Here is a 21923-nt window from a genome sequence, read left to right on the forward strand (position 1 = left end):
GCGTTAACACTTTAGTTGTAAGCGATAACGGCACAGACCAGATTATTGCTTATTCTGTTAAGGATGCCAATGGCTGTATTGTTAACGGAAGCACTACAGTAAACAGATATTTACCGTTGACGGATATGGATTTATCAGCTACTCCTATTTATTGCAACACTTCAGGAACTGTTGCTACAGTAACAGTAAATTCAGTTACAGGAGGAATAGCGCCATATACTTATGAAATTATTTTACCAGCTTCAGCAGTAACTGCTCCGAGTGCAACAAACAGTTTTAATAACTTATCTCCTGGTATTTATGTTGTTAAAGTGACAAGCAGTAATGGATGTAGCATAACTGAATCGATTGATGTTAAAGAAGCTGATAAAATAGCTGCAGTACATCAAATAGTTAAGCATGTGTATTGTAAAGGAGGTAATACAGGAGCAGTGAATTTCACAGTTTCTGACTATATCACGACTGGGAACTATACATTTAGTTTAACAATTGGAGCAACAACTGTAAATTCATTCACTCAAAATGGAGATGTAATTAATTACACTGACCTAATTGCAGGTAATTATACTTTCACAGTTATTGATGCTGTTTCTGGTTGCCAAAATCCAATTAATTTTACAATTGAAGAACCTGTTGATGCATTAAGTTCAACTTCAGTTGCAACAAACATTAATTGTAATGAAGATAATGCGACTATTACAGTAACTGCTAATGGAGGAACTGCTCCTTACAGATATGCTGTAGCGAAAGCAGGTGATCCGGCTCCAACAACAGGTTTCGTTACTAATAATCAGTTGGTTGTAGATACCAATAATGGTGTTGATCTAAACTGGATTGTATACGTATTAGACAGCAATAATTGTAATGCAAATAATCCTCAGCCTATAGAATTGGATGCAAACCCAATTATTGTAGATGCTGTACCTACACATTGTCCAAGCTTAACAGGAACTTATGATATTACTGTAACAGCAACTGGATTCAATACAGCATTATTATATGATGTTGATGGTCAGGGATTCGGTACAAGTAATGTTCTTACCGTTAATACTCCTGGTTTACACAATGTAACTGTGAAAGATGCTAATGGCTGTTTATCAACTGTTGTTCCGGTTACTATTATGCAACCATTAATCCTTACACCAACAGTAACAACTTCTCCTTCTTGTGACGATGGTGATGGTGTTGTAGCTGTGGCAACAACAGGAGGTTCTGGAAATTATGAATACAAAATAGATACGGGTATTTACGGTGCTATAGTTCCACCATTCACAGGTGTAGCTTCAGGTACTCATACAATTTATGTTCGTGATATCACTACTAATTGTGAAGTGTCTGCTTCTATCGAATTAAAACCTGCTACTCAAATTACAGGATTTAAGTTGACACCAACACCTGTAAGTTGTAACGATGTTAGCGATGGTAGTATCACAGCAAGTATGGATACTCCTGCACCTGGTGTAAACGATAATCCAAAATACACTTACAGTCTCGATGGAGGTAATACTCGACAAGACTCACCTGTATTCACAGGATTAGCTGGAGGAGATTATAACGTGACGGTAATATCTGAAAGAGGATGTAAAGAAACTCTTTCAGTGACCGTAGGTGAACCTGGCCCTATAGCGGTAAGTAGTGTTACAGGACTACAATTTGCTTGTAATGGAACAGTATTTTCAAATGCTGCAACTATTACAGTGAATACAGTAACTGGTGGTTCAGGAACTTATACTTATGAATTCATTAAAAACGGTACTCAGGTTCAAATAGGTACTTCAAACACCTATACGGAGTATGATTTATCTGGCGGAAGTTATACTGTAAATGTTTATGATGGTAATCGTTGTATGGGTACTTATGCTAGTGCTATTACAATTAATCCATATATTAAATTAGATAATATTAATGTTGTGAAAACAGCTGTTACATGTACTAATCCTGAAAGTATTACGGCTACGGCTGTAGATGCTTCCGGAACGGTGATAGCAGGAGTTCAATATACTTTAACGGATGTTAGTGGAGCAATTACATTTACTCCTAATACAACTGGTAATTTTACAGGTCTAACTGTTGGTGAATATATCATTACAGCAGTAAATCCGGCAACAGGATGTAGTATTCAAAAAGCTCATTATGTAAACGAACCAAATACGTTCCATTTACAAGCTGTTAAAACAGATGTATTATGTTATGGTTCTGACAGCGGAACGGCAACTATTACCTTAATTGATAATATTGGTAATCCGGATGAAGCTGGAAGATTCAATTATACAGTTTCATTATTAGGAGCGGTAGTACGTTCAGGAACTTCCATAACAGCAGGACCATTAACTTTATCAAATCTTATTGCAGGAGAATATACTGTTTCAGCAACATTAATCGACAGTCCATTCTGTACAGTGACTACACCATTCACAATTAGTCAGCCTGATGCAGCATTAGAAATTTCAAAAATAGTTAGTCCAATTACTTGTGTATCGGGTAACAATGATGGAAGAATAGTTGCAACTGCTATTGGCGGATGGGCTGGTGGATATGAATATAAGCTAGTAAATAGTGCAGGTACTATAATTTCTGATTGGTCAGCAATTAATGATTTCCCTAACTTAACAGCTGAAACATATACTGTAAGTGTTAGAGATACAAAAGGTTGTCCGGTAAGTAGTGATGCGAAGTTGGAAATTCCAACACCAATTGTAGTAACAGCTACTCCGGATATGACTATCGTACCATGTTATGGAGCTACAAGTGCTACAATCACAGCAACTAATGTAACTGGAGGTGAAGGAATAAATCGTACTTATACTTTGAATAGAATAATTAGTCCTACTGAAGTAATTTCTTCTGGTCCGCAAGCTTCACCAAGCTTCTCAGGATTAGGTGAAGGAACTTATAGTATTACAGTTACTGATGGATTTACTTGTAGTGGTACTTCTGCTGAAATATCAATTACAGAGCCAACGATTATTGAACCATTGTTAGTACATTCAGGTAATGCAACTTGTTTAACACAAGATACATTAACATTGAGTGCAATAGGCGGAACAGGTCCTTATACTTATAGTGCCGATCCTAATTTTGCCACAGGAGTTAATTCATTTACAGCTTCGATTCCGGCTACATTTAATGTTTTACCGGGTGAATATAAGTATTATGTAAAAGATGCTAATGGATGTGTTGGTTTTGTTTCGAATGGTATTACTGTTCCAGAACTTCCGGAACTTGATATTAAGGTAGATGTATTAAATGCAGTAATCAATTGTAAAGGTGATGCAACAGGTGTAATTGTTGCAACAGCTACAGGAGGTTTAGGTAATTATGTTTACACCTTATTAATTAACGGAACAACAACGATTGTTCAGGGACCAAAAGCAGATGGTAATTTTGCAGATTTACCAGCTGGTGATTATATAGTTATTGTAGAGAGCGGATTGGATTGTAAAAAACCTTCAGCTGTTATTCCTATAACAGAACCAACTGACGTTTTTGAAAGTACAAAAGATGTAACAAATGTAACTTGTAATGGTAATAAGGATGGAAAAGTTGTCATTACAACAACTGGAGGAACAGGAGCTATATATGCAATATCTCCTTTTATGAATCAGTTTTTTGATGATGGTATCTTTACTAATTTAGAACCGGGATCTTATACAGTATTGGTTCAGGATCCGTCCACAGGTTGTCGCCATTTTGTCGATTTCACTATTACAGAGCCAACATCTATATACGCAGAAATTACTCCAAATAGTATCCAGCCTGAACAATGTAAAGGAGAGAAAAATGGTAGTTTTGAAATAGACATAAAAGGAGGAACTGCTCCATATAGTATTAGTTTGGATGCCAAAAATGGTCCTTATGTCCTAATTGATGGTCCTTACGACAGTATTACTGGAGTTCAACAATATCCTTTCGAAAACTTATCAGGAGGTAATCATACTGTTTTTGTTAAAGATGCTAAAGGCTGTACATATGAAATTTCGGTTCCTATGGACGAAGCTGTTGAACTTAATCCAACTAACATGGTAACTTATGATTGTGTGAATAATGCAAATGCAAACATGGTTACAATTGATCCGGGTTATGATGATCATAGCCAAATTGATTATAGTATTGATGGAGGAGCAACAATCCAGCAAAGTAACATCTTTACAAATCTTGCTCCAGCTAAATACTCAGTAAGAGTAAGACATACTAACGGATGTTTCGAATACACTAACTTTGAAATTAAAGCTATTGCTCCGTTAACTCTGGCATTATCTGCAGGACAACCGGAAATGAATATAATTTCGGTTACAGCATCAGGTGGATCACCAGCTTATGAGTATAGCTTCAACGGTGAGGATTTTACATCTTCTAACAAATACAAAATCTACAAATCTGGAGATTATAAAGTAATAGTTAGAGATCAAAATGGCTGTACATCTGAATTGATCGTACCTATGACTTATATCGATGTTTGTATCCCGAATTACTTCGCACCAAACGGTTCTGCTCCTAATAACGAATGGGGTCCTGGTTGTACTAATATTTATAACAACCTTGAATTCGCTATCTTCGACAGATATGGTCGTCAGATTGCAAAATATCGTTATGGTCAGAAATGGGATGGTAAATATAATGGCGAGGAGTTACCAACAGGTGATTACTGGTATGTTCTTAAACTAAATGACAAGAAAGATGATAGAGAGTTTGTTGGACATTTCACTTTATACAGATAACAAAATAATTGCCCCTATGATGTTATCTAAAAAAATTATTACAATGAAAAAATTAATAGTATCCTTAGTACTCATGGCTGTAACATCAGGTTACAGCCAGGAGTTAAACCTACCAGTGTTTACGCAATATTTGGCTGATAACCCTTTTGTACTTTCACCCGCTTATGCAGGTATTGGTGATAATGTTAGAATCAGGGTTAACGGATTGACTCAATGGGTTGGAATTAAAGACGCTCCACAAAACCAGTCAGCTTATGTCGATTTCAGGCTTTTGGATCGTTCAGGAGTTGGTATCTCGCTTTACAATGACAGCAATGGTTTTACCAAACAAACAGGTGCCAAGTTATCATTTGCGCATCATATCATTTTAGACTATTATTCTAAGCAGTATTTATCATTTGGTATTTCTTATAACTTAAATACTTTCAGAGTAGAGACGGACAAATTTGGTACAGACATAGAACACCCTGTAATTGATCCTTCGGTAACGAATGATCGATACACAACCAACAATAACTTTGATCTTAGTGCTTTATACCGTAACAAAAACTTCTATTTTAGTTTTAATGCCAATAACGTTTTAAAGAAAAAGATTAATATTGAGAGAGTAGGTGAACCGGATTTACTTTCTAATTATCAAATATATACGGGATTTACATTTAGAGATGCCGAAAACAGTCGTATCGAGTATGAACCTTCTGTGTATTATCAATATTTTGCAAGTGATAAGCGTTCCAGCACTGATATAAACTTTAAATACAGACGTTACAACCGTTATGAAGAATATTATTGGATAGGAGTTTCCTACCGTATGCTGAATGACCAGTTTCCAAAACCTTTATCGGTGGGTCCAATGGCAGGTTTTATGAAATCAAAAATCTATTTTGCATATTCCTATCAGGTAATGTTTAATGATTTAGGATATTATAATTCCGGAACCCACGTTGTAACTCTAGGTTTTGATTTTCTTCAGGCATTAAGTAGCTGTCCTTGTACGGATAGCCCTGTTCATGATTAATTTATTTTTAGATTTAAAAAGTATTCAAAGCGAATCGCAGGATTATTTGGTTTTACCTCATTAATTTGATTGTAACCCGCAAGATTGCTAAATTTGAATAAATCAATTCGATTTATGAAAACAAAGCTTTCGTTTTATGCCCTGCATCTGTGTTTATGTTTGGCTTTTCTATTTTTGCCTTATGCATTTACATCAGCAAAGACCATTTTTGCATGGCCTGATTTGTACTCAAATGTGCATGATCGCATTTATTTTTTTATTTATTTTAGTTTATTGTGTTTCTTCTACTTTAACTATTATTATTTAATTCCACGATATTATTTTAAAAACCAGCAGTTATTATATTTCATAATGATTGCTGGTTTTCTTTTATTTTTTCTTTGGATTTCAAGATTCTTAGATCACCCGGATCATAATTTTTTAGACTTTAGAAACCATCCGAAGCCCTTTTTAAATCATCCTAATCCTTTTGAAAAAGGAATCAAACCGCCTCCGCATTTTCAAAATATGCGACCAGGTCCAATGTCTTTTGATGCGATGGGAGGACCTCCAACTCAATACGGACATACTGCTTTGGTTTATTTGCTGGGCGTAATTTCAAGTTTATTGTTTGCTATTTCCAGCCGGTTACAAAATGTAGAAAAAGAAAAAATGAAATCTGAACTGGCTTTTTTGAAAGCGCAGATCAATCCGCATTTTTTGTTTAATACACTCAATAGTATTTATGCTCTTGCTTTAAAAAAAGATGATAAAACTCCCGACGCTGTGATACAGTTATCTGAGCTCATGCGCTATATTATTACCAATGCCAATGACGAAGTACTCGATTTAAGCAAAGAAATCAATTACATCAATAATTTTATTTCACTGCAAAAAACGCGTTTGGGAAATACCGTTAGTGTCGATTATAAAGTAAACGGAAACCCTTTCGGCAAGGCAATTACACCGCTTATTTTAATTTCTTTCATAGAAAATGCTTTCAAACATGGCGTAAATCCGGATCAGACTTCAGAAATTTGTATCTACATTGATATTCATGAAAAAGAATTAACATTGATGGTATCCAATAAAAAAACATTTTCGATTCAATCTGAAACCGGAATTGGTCTGCAAAATACAATTGAGAGACTATCGTTTTTATATCCAGACAAACATCAGTTAAAAATTGAAGACAGTCATGATAAGTATATCGTAAATTTAACTATTGAAGTAGGATGATAGAAGCAATTGCATTAGATGATGAACCACTGGCATTAGAAATTTTGCAAAGTCTGTGTGCTGAAATTGAATTTGTCGATTTGCAAAAAACGTTTACAAAATCTGATGAAGCTTTTAAATATCTTAAAAAGTATCCTGTCGATCTGTTATTTTTAGATATCAATATGCCTTCCATTTCAGGATTGGATTTTTATAAAAAACTGCCACACAAAACGATGGTCATTTTTACAACGGCCTATTCTGAATTTGCTGTTGAAGGTTTTACGTTAAGTGCTACAGATTATCTTTTAAAACCTATTTCGTTTTCCCGTTTTCAGCAGGCTGTTGAAAAAGCATTTCAGCAATGGAAAACTCAAAACCAGAATCTGGAACAGCAATATCTTTTTATACGTGCCGATTATAGTTTGATAAAAATCCTTTTCTCAGATATTTTATATATCGAAGGTTTGGATGATTATCTTAAAATTCATATTCAGAATCAAAAGACTGTTGTGGCCAGAATGACTTTAAAAGCCATACTTCAAAAATTGCCTTCCACCGAATTTGTTCGTGTACACAGGTCATTTATTATTTCAATTTCTAAAATTGAAAAAATTAGAAATAAAACAATTCATATCCATCAGACAGAAATACCAATAAGTACAAGTTATGAAGCTGCATTTTTTGAACTCCTGAATCAAAAATAAAGAAACCATACTTGAAATAAATTTACTACAAATTTATTTTTTCTCTTCGTTTACCTCATAATTATTGTGGATTACCTCAAACTTTTTCCAACACTATAATTTCGAATAATTTTACTTGAAAATTACTGTTAATCATTTAATTGATAAAAACATTAAAACCAAGAAGTTATGGAAAGAAAAGATTTTTTAAAAGGTTTAGGTTTAGTAGGAATAGGTTCTTTGGCTATTCCAATAATTAACGCTTGTAGTAAAGATGATGATGCTTCAGAAACATCAACGGATACAGAAACGGCAACGGATACCGGATCTGATTCAGGTTCTTCTGGTACTTGTTCTGTAACTCCTTCTGAAACCGCTGGTCCGTTTCCGACCATTTCACCATCTTCTTTGGTAAAATCAAATATTGTCATGGACAGAACCGGTGTAGGTTTTACGATTAATATTACCATAAAAAACACAAAAGCAAGCTGTGCCGCTTTAAAAGGCGCTATTGTCGATATCTGGCACTGTGACAAAGATGGTTATTATTCTGAGTATGGAGGAACAGGTATGCAATCTGTAAATTATACTTCCGTACATTTTTTAAGAGGAAGGCAAACTACAGATGATAATGGTTTAGTGACTTTTACATCTATATTTCCGGGTTGGTATTCAGGCAGGGCAACGCACATACATGTACACATTTATAACGCAAGCGGAACCTCATTACTGGTTACACAAATTGCGTTTCCTGAAGGTTCAGGAAGTGCTGTTGCTTTGGTTAATGCATCAAGTTCAAATGGCTATACCAAAGGTTTGTCCGGCTATACCTACAATGCTTCGGACAATGTGTTTTCTGATGGTTTTTCGAATGAATTGGCAACAGTTACAGGCAGCATCGCAGAAGGTTTTGTGCTCAAACATACCATTAATGTGGCAAGTTAAAAGTCAGTAAATATAGTTTAAGATGATTAAGCAGATTCCAGCTCAGATTTATAAGTCAGAAACAAGAGGTATTTTCAAATCAGAAAAATACAATTGTTTTGCCACTTTTAATTTCGACCAGTACCAGGATTTGTCCAGAGTTCCATTTGGCTCATTACAGATTTTAAATGAAGAAATATTAGCTCCCCGACATTGTATTTCCAGAGTTATAAAAGCGGATACAAATGTGATTATTTTGCCATTATTTGGAGGAATCGAATACAAAGACAATCTGGGCATTACTGAGTTTTTAAGGGTAGAACAAATTAGGATAATAGCTGCAGAAAAGGATATGACTGTGGAAATTTTTAATCCCTATGAAAACGAAAATGTGAGCTTTCTTACCATTCATTTTCAAAAGGAAACACAATATTTTAAAAATTGTTTTCAGAAATATGAAATTGATTTAACCATCAGAAATAAATTAATCCGATTAATCGAAACGGAAGAAGCAGCTTGTTTCATAGGTGTTTATGATGGAAGAAAAGAAGGTTTTTATACTTTGAAAAATTCTAAAAATGGTGTTTTCACATTTGTAGTTAATGGCGCTTTTGAAGTAGAAGACCGACTTTTAGAAGCGAAAGATGGTTTGAGTATAAAAAATACAGAAGTAATAGAATGGGAAGCTTTATCTGAAAATGCTGTTTTATTAGTTTTTGAAGTTGCCTTAAAATGAATTGTTGAATAAAAACGTATGAAAATATCAAAAATAAGACTGGCATACCGGGTAATTATTGATAGCTCATCTACAATAATCTGGGACAAATATGTTTTTGAAGATACTTTTAAGGAATATAAAATGCAAAGCCAGCAATTCAATTCGGCTGAAAATCCTAAAAATACCTTTAGGGAATTATTGTCTGAAAATGAAAAGGCGGCTCAATTGCATTTTCTGGTCGGAATTGCGGCTGATGGATATGTTCAACAATTAAAAGGGAATTTTCACAGGGTTCCGGATGTATTAGGTAATCAGTATTTTCCGTTTGTCAATTATCAGCTTGATATTGTAAACACAGATGTTACAGATCATTCGAAACACAAAATCGGAATTACATTCTATTCTCCGTTGTTAAGTTATTTCGGAATTATAGAAGGTAATTATGTCGTTTCTAAAAATACTGAAAACATAAACGAATATGAAACCATTATGTTTCCGGTACAGCCACATTTATCAATTTGTTATATTCAAAAAGAATAATTTCCAAAAACAAAAACCACTATTGTTTTGCCTTTTTTATCCTGATAGTTGATAAAGAAGGCTTTTTTGTATTTAAGATTAGCTTATTTCTCATCAAAATTTGTGTTTAATATTTAATAAAGGAAATTATTTGTGAAATTATAACGATTTCGTTCTTTAAATTATTGGTTTTTTGGTTTATCCGAATTTATAAGAACCTTAAAAGTTCTATATTTGTTTTTCTTTCAAAAAAACCATAAAATAATTATCAAATGAAAACTCTAAACGATTTCGATTTTAAAAATAAAAAAGCAATTATCCGTGTAGATTTTAATGTGCCTTTGGATGAAAATTTCAATGTAACAGATGCAACACGTATCGAAGCTGCAAAACCAACTATTGATGCTATTTTAGCTCAGGGCGGAAGCGTAATTTTAATGTCACACTTAGGAAGACCAAAAGGCGCTGAAGAAAAATATTCATTGAAGCATATTTTAAAAACTGCTTCTGAAATTTTAGGTGTAACTGTTCAGTTTGCTGAAAACTGTGTTGGTGAACCAGCTCAGACTGCTGCTAAAAACTTAAAACCGGGAGAAGTTTTATTGCTTGAAAATTTACGTTTTCATGCTGAAGAAGAAGCCGGAGATGTTGCTTTCGCAAAAGAATTAGCTTCTTTAGGTGATATTTATGTAAATGATGCTTTTGGAACAGCTCACAGAGCACACGCTTCAACAACAATCATTGCACAATTCTTCCCAACTGAAAAATGTTTCGGAACATTATTGGCAAAAGAAATCGACAGTTTAAATAAAGTATTGAATAATAGCGAAAAACCGGTTGTTGCTGTTTTAGGAGGTTCTAAAGTTTCTTCTAAAATTACGGTTATCGAAAATATCCTTGATAAAGTTGACCACATGATTATTGGTGGTGGTATGACGTTTACATTTATTAAAGCTCAAGGAGGAAAAATTGGAGAATCTATCTGTGAAGATGACAAACAAGACTTAGCACTTGAGATTTTAAGATTAGCTAAAGAAAAAGGAGTTCAGATTCACATTCCAATTGACGTAATTGCTGCTGATGATTTCTCAAACACAGCAAATACTCAGGTTGTAGATGTAACAGCAATTCCTGATGGATGGCAAGGTCTGGATGCAGGTCCTAAATCTTTGGAAAACTTCAAAAAAGTAATTTTAGAATCTAAAACAATTTTATGGAACGGTCCTTTGGGAGTTTTTGAAATGGAAACTTTCTCAAAAGGAACTATTGCTTTAGGTGATTATATTGCTGAGTCTACTGCAAATGGAGCTTTTTCACTTGTTGGTGGAGGTGATTCTGTAGCCGCTGTAAAACAATTCGGTTTTGAAGACAAAATGAGTTATGTATCTACTGGTGGTGGAGCAATGCTTGAAATGTTAGAAGGAAAAGTTTTACCTGGTATTGCAGCTATTTTAGACTAAAATATAACAATTAACATTTTTTTTTACATTTTTTACGCTTATTCTGCTTAGATTTGTAAAAATACCACTTCTGTAATTCTTTGGATTATAGAATTTTAAAAAAATGTTATATGATTATAAGAAAAATTTCCTTAGCGTTTTCAATCTTTTTATCAGTAGCTGGTTTTGCACAAGATGTAGTAAAAGCGGATACCGGGATAAAGCCTGAAGTAAAGATTTCGTACTTAGATTCAGTAAAAAATTCATTTGTAAAAAATGACTTAGCCATTCGGGTTGATAGTCTTTGGATGAATGAATTAACAAGTTTGGATATATATGATGATCTGACTAAGGACATTCAGACAATCAATAAAGATATTACAGTTGATCAGGAATTACCAACAGAGCTTTTAAAACAAAGGCTTCAGGTAATGAACGAAAAGTCACCTTTTGAAATAGAATACAATCAGGGACTGGAGAATATAATAAAGTCATTTCTTAAGAATCGTAAAAAATCGTTTTCCCGATTAATGGCTTTATCAGAATATTACTTTCCAATATTTGAGGATGCGTTTGCAAAACAAAATGTTCCTCTGGAAATTAAATATTTAGCCGTTGTAGAATCTGCTTTAAATCCTAAAGCAGTTTCTAAAATGGGCGCCACAGGACTTTGGCAGTTCATGTACGGCACAGGAAAACAATATGATCTTAAAATTGATTCCTATATCGATGAACGCAGTGATCCGCTTAAAGCAACTGCAGCAGCATCTGAATACATGACTAAAATGTTTAATGTTTTTGGTGATTGGGAACTGGTACTGGCTTCATACAATTCAGGTCCGGGAAATGTTACCAAAGCAATTCGCCGTTCAGGCGGAAAAACAAAATACTGGGATATTCGAAATTATCTTCCAAAAGAAACACAAGGATATGTACCCGCTTTTTTAGCAACAATGTATCTTTTCGAATATCATAAAGAACACGGAATCAATCCCGAAAGAGCTGTTGTAAAAAACTTTGAAACAGATACCATTCGTATCAAAGAAAAAATGTCTTTTAAACAAATTGCCGATTTGTTAGACATGCCACAATCTCAATTAGAACTTCTAAATCCTTCATATAAACTAAAAGTAGTTCCTTTTTATCAGGATGAACAGCACTTTTTACGTTTGCCAAAAGATAAAGTTGCAATTTTTGTAGCTAACGAGGATAAAATTTATGCTTACGCAAAATATGATTCGGGGATTTATAAAATGCCTTCCCGTCTTGCACAAAAAGTAACTCCTAAAGTAAAGGCAAAACCAGTAAAAGTTCCTGAACCGTTAGATCTTGAATCTTATATAGTTCAAAAAGGAGATAATTTAAGTTCAATAGCTCAAAAGTATGATGTTGCTGTAGCAGATATTAAGGAATGGAACAATCTTAAAAGCAATGCGCTGGTATTAGGCAAATCTTTAAAAATAAAGCCTAAGGATTTAGTTTCCAAAACTTCTCAGGAAGTAGTTAAAAAACCTATTGAAACAGCAATTGCATCTGCCGAATCATCTGATAAAAATGAAATTGAGGTAGAGTATGTTGTAAAAAGCGGTGATAACCTGGGTAATATTGCTAAAAAATTCGGCGTAACACTGTCAGAATTGAAAGAATGGAATAGCCTTAGCTCAAATAATCTGGCATTAGGTAAATCCTTAATTGTTTCTAAAAAGGAAAATACTGTTGTTGAAACTACTGCTGTTGCTTCTAATTCAATTGATTCATTCAGGAAAAAAACAGCTTCTGCAAAAAGTATTGGAGAAGACTATTATGTTAAAAAAGGAGATTCATTATATAGTATTTCAAAAAAATATCCTGGTGTGACTATTTCAGATATCAAAAAATGGAACGGAATTAAAGACGAGGATATAAAACCAGGAATGAAGCTTAAAATAAACGGATAATAAAAAATCTTACCTAAATTTGGGTTTTATTTCATAAAATGATAAAAATGAATAAAACCCATTTTTTGTATCTGCTACTTTCGGTTTTACTGGTCTCCTGTTTTCAAAAAAACGAAAATCAGGCACAGCCAAAACCGGGCAAAACCAATACAATTTCTATTATTATTGACGATCAGTTGTGGTATGGCGAAGTTGGTGACAGCATTCGAAATAAATTTGCTTCACCGGTTTTAGGCCTCACACAAGAAGAACCCCTGTTTACAATTAACCAATATCCGGCAAAACTCCTTGAAGGTTTTGTAACCGATAGCCGAAGTATTATTGTGGTTAAAAAATCAACTACAGATAAATTTGAGGTCAAAACAAATAATAAAACCTTGCCACACAATACTTTTAGGATTTACGCAAAATCGATTGAAGATATTATTTGTAGTATTGAAATGAATTCACCGGAAATAATTAGGGCAATTCGTCAAACTGAAATCAAGAAATTACAACAGGATAACAGTAAATCACTTTTGAATCCTGCTGTTATTAAAAACAAATTTCATATCGATTTGCAAATTCCAAAGGGTTATGAATACATGCTTCATAAAAAGAATTTTATTTGGCTGAAAAAGGAAATTATTAGCGGCAACACAAGTCTGCTCATTTATCAGATTCCGCTAAGCAGATTGATGAAAAATCCGAATGTTGTTGGGAATATTGTTCGAATGCGTGATTCTGTCGGACATTATATCAAAGGTCGCGAACCAAATACACAGATGATTACCGGAGAAGATTATGCACCCTATTTCTCAATTACAACATTAAACGGTAAAAAAACATTTGAAACAAAAGGAACATGGGAATTAAAAAACGACTTTATGGCAGGACCTTTCATCAATTACGCTATAATTGATGAAGTTTATAATCGAATTTTGGTTATTGAAGGTTTTTGTTATTCGCCATCAAATCAGGAACGGGATCTAATGTTAGAATTAGAAGCCATTATTAAATCAGTCAGAATAGATAAGAGATAAATTTTATTTTTTGTAATTTTGATTATAATGAACATTTAATCAGTTAATTATGAAAAATTTATTTGTAACATTATTGATGTTAGTTTTTTGTTTTTATTCCTGCAAAAAAGAAGTAAAAACAGAAATAGTAACCACTAATCCTGCTGATAGTATAAAAACTGAAGATTCAATTGCTGAAAAACCTTTAGATTCTGCTGGACAAATGAAAGCCTGGATGGATTACGCTACACCGGGCTCTCCGCATAAAATGATGGCAGATGAAACCGGAACGTGGAATTGTGATATGACTTTTTGGGAAGAAGAAGGAGGTAAACCTGAAAAGGCAAGTTCAACCGCAAAAATAAAGATGATTCTTGGAGGCCGTTATCAGGAAGCTAATTATCAGGGAACGATGATGGGACAGCCATTTGAAGGAAAATCAACATTAGCCTATAACAATGCAAGTAAAGAATACACCACTACTTTTATTGATAATATGGGAACCGGAATGATGATTGCCTCAGGCAAATATGACGACAAGACAAAAAGTATGGAACTTAAGGGCGAAATGGTAAACCCTGTAAACGGAAAAAAAAGACCATATCGAGAAGTCTATACTATCGTGGACGCAACTACCCGTAAAATGGAAATGTACGATACAAAAAGTGGTAAGGAATATAAAAGTATGGAAATCATTATGAAGAAGAAATAGTCTTAATTCGTAATGACTTAAAAGCTAATAATTTCCCGATTGCGTGATGTAATCGGGATTTTTTTGAAACAGAGTATTCTTATCTGTTTTAGTTTTTTAAATTAATTTTGTCCTCTCAAATTAGAATAAATAATAAAAATAATGCGCAATGGAATTAAAATGGAAAATAAAGCCTTTTGAGGCATTAACTGTTCATGAACTATATGATTTATTGAAACTAAGAAGTGAAATCTTTGTAGTGGAGCAAAATTGCGTTTATTTGGATATTGATGGTAAAGACAAAAAGGCGTTGCACCTAATTGGTGAGTATGATGATAAAATAGTGGCTTATGTACGCTTATTTGACTCAGGAATTAGTTTTGATAATGCTTCAATAGGAAGAGTGGTTGTGGATTCCAATTATCGCGACAGAAAATGGGGTCATGATTTAATGAGAGAAGCCATTGCAGCTATAAAGTCCAATTTTGGGAAAGATAAAATTACAATTGGGGCACAGTTATACCTGAAGAAATTCTACGAAAGCCACGGATTTGTACAAACCAGCGAAATGTACTTAGAAGATGATATTCCGCATATTGAGATGGTACTGGAATAAAAAACACTTTAAATTAGGGACTAAAAACCTCCATTTTAATTAGGATAAATGTAGGTTTTATTGCTCAACTTTTATGAATATAATAACACTATTTAAAACTCGATTCTCTATTTTCGATCTTTAAAATTCATAAAAAGGATTGATTAAATGAAGAAAATAAATTGTTTTTTAATTGTTTGTATTTTCAATTTATTTAGTTTTGCTCAAGTTCATCCAGGGCAAACCAATGATAAAAGAATTGAAAATTTAGCCAGTCTGTCAAAAGTATGGGGATTTTTGAAATACTATCACCCAAATGTTGCAAAAGGAAATTATAACTGGGACGAACAATTGCTAAATTTAATTCCACAAATTGAAAAAGCTGAAGGTAAGGAAGCTTTATCTAAAATCTATCTTCAATGGATTGCCGGACTTGGAGATTTAAAACAATGTAAATCATGTAAGATTGATTTAAAGGAAAAGTATTTTGACAATAATTTAAATCTTTCATGGATAGATGATGCAAATACTTTTACCGCTGAGCTTTCTCAAAAACTCAGATATATAGAATCAAACCGGTTTCAGGGCAAGAACTTTTATGTTACAAAGACTTCAGTTGATAATATCCAGATAACTAACGAACCTAAGTATACGGACTTCGAATTTCCGGAACGAAATCTTCGTTTATTAAGCTTGTTCCGTTATTGGAATATTGTAGAATATTTCTTTCCATACAAATATCAAACAGACCAAAACTGGAATGCTGTTTTATTAGAAATGATTCCTAAGTTTTTGAATGCTGAGAGTGCAACTGCGTATCATTTAGTGATGTTAGAAACAGTTATTAAATTAGATGACACACATGCTAATTTTTACACGAATCATATTGGAAATTTTTTTGGAACCAAATCTTTACCGATATTTTTTAATCTGGTAGAAAATCAAATTACAATTACAGGATTTCCATATCGTGCAGGAACAGAATGGGATGGACTTAAGACAGGTGATATTATTGAAGAAATAGACAATAATAATGTTTTGAAAACTCTCAGTGAAAGAAAAAAATACATTCATGGTTCTAACCAAAATGCAAAAGCAAGGAATTATGATTATTTGGTTTTAAGCAGCAGTACAGATTCTGTCAATCTTAAATTAAGTAGAAATGATCAGGTTTTTTATAAAAAGGTAAAACTGCTGGAAGGAAACAAATTCATTGGAAAAATAAACGTTAACACTAAAAAGTATTATATAGACGAAAATAATATTGGATACATCGATCTGGCTCTTTTAGAAATAAAAGATCAGGATGAAATGATGCAGAAATTAAATTCGGCAAAAGCTATTATGATAGATGTTAGAAATCCAAATTTGGCACCATTTAGAATTGCTAGTAGATTAATAACGAAAGATAAAGAGTATGCGAAAATTGTAAAACCAGATTTAAGTTATCCGGGAAAATTTATCTGGGAAAAACCCCTGATAAATACTCCGATTAAAAATGAGTTTTATGCAGGTAAAGTGGTTTTAATAGTGAATCAGCAAACACAAAGTTCGAGTGAATTCAGAACTATGCTTTTACAATCGGGAGATAACGTTACAACTGTGGGAAATCAAACAGCTGGAGCTGACGGTGATGTTTCGAAAGCAGAATTTATAGGATATAAACCCGTTATGAGTGGACTTGGTGTTTTTTATCCGGACGGAACACCAACACAACGTACAGGTGTAAAAGTAGATATTGCGGTTTATCCTACAATAAAGGGTATTCAGGAGGGGAAAGATGAATTGATGGAAGCAGCAAAAAATATTTGCTGGAAAACTAAATCTTAGTAATTTTAAACTCAACTCTTCGGTCTAAATCATCGCCTTTTTTAAGTGGATATTTGTTTCCACAGCCCTGATAGGTCATACGGCTTTTAGATATTTTTTTTGATGACAAATATAAAAATACCGTTTTGGCACGATTCCAGGAAAGCCTTCTTTCGTTATTTTCCCGGTCTATTCCGTCTGTATACAATTCTGGAGTACAGCAAACATGACCTCTGATTTCAAACTGAATGTTTTTTTTGGATTGCAGGATAGTGACAATTTTATCTAATTCTTTTTTAGAAGTTGTTGTTAATTTTGAACTTCCAAGATCAAACAATATGTTTTCCAGTACAATTTTATCACCTACTTTTAATTCATTCTTCAGGGAGTTGTGAATTCCTTTTCCGAAACTGTTTTTTTTAACGGCAATCAAATCGACCCTTCGGTTTTTGGATCTCGTTTCGTATAGGTTGTCAACTGTATCGCTCCTGATTATAACTCGTCCTTTTCCTTCAAGTATGATTATTCTGCTTTTGTTAAATCCTGAAGAGACCAATATTTTCTGTACGGTATTAACACGGTCTCTTGATAAGCGATAATTGTATTCATCGGTGCCACGGTCATCACAATAACCGTAAATTTGTACCGATTCTATTTTTGTGGTGTCTATGTTTTTTACAAAATCAGTAATGACTTTGGTTTGCTGACTGCTAAGTATATATTTGTCAAAATCAAAATAAATGGTTTCGATGGGTTTTTGCTGTGCCGATAAATTGTAAATGAATAACAGAAATAAGGGGCTACAAAGTTTCATTTTCTTTACATCTTTAATATCCTTTTATACTCAGTTTGATTGTTTAAGAGAGTTACCGCTTTTTTAATTTCTGAATTATTTTTGATGTAATATTGATATAATCCTTCCTGATATTGGTATCTTTTGATCAGTTCTTCCAGAATCAGGTTTCTAATTTCTTTTTGGTTTTTGTCTAATAAAGTAGTTTCACTTTTTTCAAGAGCATTTAACAATTGTTTGTATTCAATAACAATTGCTTCGTCTATTTCTTCATTTTTGGCTGCTGCCAATGTATTTTTCAGAGCCAGTTCCGTTTCTGTATCAAATGTAAATTTATTGGCTTTTAAATATTGCTTGAAAGCTACATAATCTGCATCTGTAATCGTTGGAATCTTATCTCCTAAATTTGGATTTTTATAATAGTAAGTTGTCGCATAATCAAATATCCCGTCATTCTTCAATAACGCATTTGTAATCGGACTCATTTTGGTTTCATCCAGTTCAATATCCGGCAAAACACCACCACCATCATAAACCGTTCTGCCTTTTCGGGTTTTAAAAGCATTGAAGTTTTTAGAATCGGTTTTTTGGGCCACTCCGTTTTTGTCTTTATGGGCATAATCCAATGCCTGGATACAGCGTCCTGAAGGAGTATAGTAACGTGAAATAGTTACTTTAAGCTGTGTTCCATAGGTTAATTCGACTGTACGTTGTACTAATCCTTTTCCAAAACTACGGCTTCCTAAAACCACGGCACGATCTAAATCCTGCAAAGCTCCCGAAACAATTTCTGATGCCGATGCACTTTTTCCATTTACCAAAATAGCCAGTGGAATCTGAGTATCTATTGGTTCTTTAGTGGTTTTGTATGTATTATTGTGTTTTTCAATTCTGGATTTTGTTGTTACAATGACTTCATTTTTTGGAACAAACAGATTGCAAATATCAATAGCTTCATTTAATAAACCGCCCGGATTTCCTCTTAAATCGAGAACAATCTGTGTCGCTCCTTCGGTTTTTAGTTTTTCAAGAGCTTCTTTTACCTCAAAGGCTGCCTTTCTGCTAAAATGTGCCAATACGATGTATCCGGTTTTATCGTCAATTTTTCCATAAAACGGAACCGACTTAATATCCACTTCATCCAAAACCAAATCTGTAGTATAGGTTTTACCCTGACGGAGGTATTTTATTTTGATTTTAGTGTTTTTTGTTCCCTTTAGCAATTGTGAAGCATCATCCTTAAAATCCGCAATCAAAACATCTCCAATCTGAATAATTTCGTCACCTGCTTTTAATCCTGCTTTATCTGCAGGATAATTTTTATAAGGTTCACGAACAATTAAACGGTCTTTTTTACGGGCAATCATAGCGCCAATTCCGGTGTATTCTCCGGTATTGTTGATTTTAAAATTTACTACATCCTGCTCATTAAAATATACTGTATAAGGATCTAAGCTCCCCAACATGCTTTTAATGCCTTTGTCCATCAGGTCACCCGGATTGGTTTCATCGACATAGTTTGTGTTAACGGCTTTGAACAAAGTTGTGAAAATTTCTATTTGTTTGGCAATTTCAAAAAAGTCCTCTTTGAAACTGGTTCCAATAAATAAAAATCCTGCTGCAACGGCTGGTATAACGAACTTCTTTTTGAGATAAGGATACATGATTTATGCTTTTTTTCTTTTTAATCTTCTTCTAATAAAATAGGCTAATACAAAAAATAATACAACAAACGGCCAAATACTTAATAATGAAATCAATAAATCAGATAAACTAAAGAATCCTGATTTAATTGCAGTCCACAGTTTTGAGCCATAAGATATTTTAACGCCTTCTTTTTCGGCAATTGTTTTGTAAAATTCAATAGTAATCGTGCTTTCAGAAACGCGGCTTTCCAAATATTTCAGCTGGCCTTCTTTGGCTTCAATCTCTTCGCGAATAGTCGAAATTTGTTCTTCAATCTCTAAAATCTCACTTACTTTGTTTGCCTTTTTTAAGATTTCAAGATAACGTTCTTCGAGTTTTCTCTTATTTTTTAATCGAGTGGTCAGATCAATAAATTGTTCCGTAACATCCTCGGCAGATATATTTTTAACTTCAAAATAAGAAATGCCTTTAGAAATATCGCTTATAAAATGATCAAAATTTTGACTTGGAACTTTTACTGTAAGATTTCTAAAAACAGTTGCAAAATCTTTTCCTTCAGAATCATTTATTATTCTTGCTTTATTGGTAGTTGCTGCTTTTTGAATTTGATTGAAAGTACTTTCAAGATTGTCGGTTTCAAATCTTAAAGTCGCTTCTTTTATGATTTTCTGTTCGATTTTTTCTTTGATCGCAGGAGCTGCCGGATCTGGATTTTTTTCGTAAGCAGCGGACTCATTTTTAGGCGGAATTTTTACCGTTTGAATGGCCATAGCCGTCTCTTCAGAATCGTAAGATTTATTACAACCAGAAAGAATTAAAACAAAACAGAAAAAGCAGAAAATATATCTCATAAAGTTCCAATTTAGAGTTAAAACTACAATTTTTTTATAATTTTCTGTCTAATTTGATATACAAAGTTAGGTTTTGAGATTTAGATTTCAGTTTTAGTTTCTGAATCTGTCATTTTATTTATTTGAAGAAGAAATTTCTCAAACAACTGAATCGTTTTTGTATTGATTTCTTCGTAAGATAATTTGTCTTTGGTCTGATAGAAGAACATCAGGGAATAAGGCTGTTGCACATTATCCAAAAGCAAATGTTTGTTCAGTCTGTATGTTTCTCTGAGTACACGTTTGAAGTAATTGCGATCAACCGCTTTTTTGAAATATTTCTTAGAAACCGAAACCCCAATTTTAATTTTTTCTTCTGAATCAGCTTCCGCCTGACGATAAACCAAACGCAACGGATATTTAGAAACCGATTTACCCTCCGAAAACAGTAATCCAATTGTCGTTTTGCTCTTTAAGCGTTCATTTTTAGGGTAGGTAAAGTTCATTTATTTCAGAAAAAAGTTGCAATTTGAAGAACAAAGGTACAATTAAACCATAAAAGCGGTTATTGTTTTCAATTTTTATACCGCTAAAAATTTATTTATTACTTTTGGCAATTAATTTTTTCAAGCATGCAAAAGATAATTTCGTATCCAATCTCCGTAATTTATTATTTATGTTTTGGATTGTGTCTGGTTGTATTTCATCCGATACAATGGATTTGCCTAAATGTTTTTGGTTATCAGGCTCATAAAATTAGCGTTGATTATTTGAATTTTTTTCTGTTAAGATGTACCAATCTTGTAGGTACAACCTACACAATTAAAAATAGAGAGACAATTCCTGTTGGAGTTCCGTTAATTTTTGTGTCGAATCACCAAAGTATGTACGATATCGTGGCAATGATTTGGTACTTTAGACGTTTTCATTGTAAATTTGTAAGTAAGAAGGAGTTAGGCAGCGGAATCCCAAGCGTATCTTATAATTTACGTCACGGAGGCTCCGTACTAATTGACCGAAAAGATCCTAAACAAGCTATTCCGGTAATCAAAGGCTTGTCTGAATATATTGAAAAAAATACTAGATCTGCTGTAATTTTTCCTGAAGGAACCAGAAGTAAAACAGGAAAACCTAAAGAATTTGCTCAAAGCGGTTTAAAAATCCTTTGTAAATACGCGCCATCAGCGTATGTAGTACCCGTGAGCATAAATAATTCATGGAAAATGGTAAAATATGGGTTTTTCCCTGTTGGTTTAGGAAATCATCTTACCTTTACCGCGCATAAAGCAATGGCTGTGAAGGATTATGATTTTGCCGAGTTAATGAAGTTGACAGAAAAGGCAGTTGTTGAAGGAGTAAACGAGTATAAATAGATTTTTGCTTTTAGAGAGAATTCTAAAA

At 33.5% G+C, this 21923-nt stretch carries 18 protein-coding genes; 14 read left to right on the forward strand and 4 right to left on the reverse strand.

What is annotated here, in order from left to right; translation table 11 throughout:
- The 13 genes from DMB68_RS12935 to DMB68_RS12995 form a co-directional block, all read left to right on the forward strand.
- On the forward strand, nucleotides 1–4718 hold a 4718-nt coding region (locus DMB68_RS12935; protein WP_133249534.1), incomplete at its 5' end, for a T9SS type B sorting domain-containing protein.
- A gap of 43 nt (nucleotides 4719–4761) precedes the next feature.
- On the forward strand, nucleotides 4762–5736 hold the full coding sequence (locus DMB68_RS12940; protein ID WP_231131654.1) for a PorP/SprF family type IX secretion system membrane protein: 975 nt from the start codon (nucleotides 4762–4764) through the stop codon (nucleotides 5734–5736).
- Between the two features lie 114 nt (nucleotides 5737–5850).
- Nucleotides 5851–6954: a sensor histidine kinase gene (locus tag DMB68_RS12945; RefSeq protein WP_110347102.1), complete on the forward strand. Its 1104-nt coding sequence runs from the start codon at nucleotides 5851–5853 to the stop codon at nucleotides 6952–6954.
- Entirely contained in the window at nucleotides 6951–7640 is a 690-nt protein-coding gene (locus tag DMB68_RS12950) for a LytR/AlgR family response regulator transcription factor (protein WP_110347103.1), read from the forward strand. Before DMB68_RS12945 ends, DMB68_RS12950 begins: the two co-directional genes overlap by 4 nt.
- A gap of 168 nt (nucleotides 7641–7808) precedes the next feature.
- Complete coding sequence (locus tag DMB68_RS12955; protein ID WP_110347104.1) at nucleotides 7809–8564, forward strand: dioxygenase family protein; 756 nt, start codon at nucleotides 7809–7811, stop codon at nucleotides 8562–8564.
- 22 nt (nucleotides 8565–8586) lie between these two features.
- Nucleotides 8587–9279 (forward strand): pirin family protein, encoded by a 693-nt coding sequence (locus tag DMB68_RS12960; RefSeq protein WP_110347105.1) that lies wholly within the window; start codon nucleotides 8587–8589, stop codon nucleotides 9277–9279.
- A gap of 18 nt (nucleotides 9280–9297) precedes the next feature.
- Complete coding sequence (locus DMB68_RS12965; RefSeq protein ID WP_110347106.1) at nucleotides 9298–9801, forward strand: hypothetical protein; 504 nt, start codon at nucleotides 9298–9300, stop codon at nucleotides 9799–9801.
- A gap of 251 nt (nucleotides 9802–10052) precedes the next feature.
- The gene (locus DMB68_RS12970; RefSeq protein ID WP_110347107.1) at nucleotides 10053–11240 is read left to right on the forward strand and encodes a phosphoglycerate kinase; all 1188 of its coding nucleotides are present in this window, start codon (nucleotides 10053–10055) and stop codon (nucleotides 11238–11240) included.
- 110 nt (nucleotides 11241–11350) lie between these two features.
- Nucleotides 11351–13156: a LysM peptidoglycan-binding domain-containing protein gene (locus DMB68_RS12975; protein WP_110347108.1), complete on the forward strand. Its 1806-nt coding sequence runs from the start codon at nucleotides 11351–11353 to the stop codon at nucleotides 13154–13156.
- Between the two features lie 47 nt (nucleotides 13157–13203).
- Nucleotides 13204–14178 carry a DUF4837 family protein gene (locus DMB68_RS12980; RefSeq protein WP_110347579.1) on the forward strand — a complete coding sequence of 325 codons (975 nt, stop codon included), beginning with the start codon at nucleotides 13204–13206 and terminating at the stop codon, nucleotides 14176–14178.
- A 49-nt stretch (nucleotides 14179–14227) separates the two neighbouring features.
- A complete protein-coding gene (locus tag DMB68_RS12985) occupies nucleotides 14228–14869 on the forward strand; it encodes a DUF1579 domain-containing protein (RefSeq protein ID WP_110347109.1) in 642 nt (213 codons plus the stop codon).
- Nucleotides 14870–15017: 148 nt separating this feature from the next.
- Nucleotides 15018–15464, forward strand: a complete 447-nt coding sequence (locus tag DMB68_RS12990; protein WP_110347110.1) for a GNAT family N-acetyltransferase — start codon at nucleotides 15018–15020, stop codon at nucleotides 15462–15464.
- Between the two features lie 147 nt (nucleotides 15465–15611).
- On the forward strand, nucleotides 15612–17273 hold the full coding sequence (locus DMB68_RS12995; RefSeq protein WP_110347111.1) for a S41 family peptidase: 1662 nt from the start codon (nucleotides 15612–15614) through the stop codon (nucleotides 17271–17273).
- Here DMB68_RS12995 and DMB68_RS13000 read toward each other — a convergent pair.
- The 4 genes from DMB68_RS13000 to rnpA form a co-directional block, all read right to left on the reverse strand.
- Nucleotides 17263–18066: an OmpA family protein gene (locus tag DMB68_RS13000; RefSeq protein ID WP_110347112.1), complete on the reverse strand. Its 804-nt coding sequence runs from the start codon at nucleotides 18064–18066 to the stop codon at nucleotides 17263–17265. The two genes, DMB68_RS12995 and DMB68_RS13000, sit on opposite strands and share 11 nt — an antisense overlap.
- Nucleotides 18067–18071: 5 nt before the next feature.
- The gene (locus tag DMB68_RS13005; RefSeq protein WP_110347113.1) at nucleotides 18072–19709 is read right to left on the reverse strand and encodes a S41 family peptidase; all 1638 of its coding nucleotides are present in this window, start codon (nucleotides 19707–19709) and stop codon (nucleotides 18072–18074) included.
- Nucleotides 19710–19712: 3 nt separating this feature from the next.
- On the reverse strand, nucleotides 19713–20543 hold the full coding sequence (locus DMB68_RS13010; protein WP_110347114.1) for a DUF4349 domain-containing protein: 831 nt from the start codon (nucleotides 20541–20543) through the stop codon (nucleotides 19713–19715).
- An 80-nt stretch (nucleotides 20544–20623) separates the two neighbouring features.
- Nucleotides 20624–21028: a ribonuclease P protein component gene (rnpA, locus tag DMB68_RS13015; RefSeq protein ID WP_110347115.1), complete on the reverse strand. Its 405-nt coding sequence runs from the start codon at nucleotides 21026–21028 to the stop codon at nucleotides 20624–20626.
- 126 nt (nucleotides 21029–21154) lie between these two features.
- On the opposite strand from rnpA, the gene DMB68_RS13020 reads away from it, so the two are divergent.
- On the forward strand, nucleotides 21155–21895 hold the full coding sequence (locus DMB68_RS13020; RefSeq protein ID WP_110347116.1) for a lysophospholipid acyltransferase family protein: 741 nt from the start codon (nucleotides 21155–21157) through the stop codon (nucleotides 21893–21895).
- The last annotated feature ends 28 nt before the right edge of the window (nucleotides 21896–21923 follow it).

The organism is Flavobacterium hydrophilum (assembly GCF_003202405.1).
Lineage (GTDB): Bacteria > Bacteroidota > Bacteroidia > Flavobacteriales > Flavobacteriaceae > Flavobacterium > Flavobacterium hydrophilum.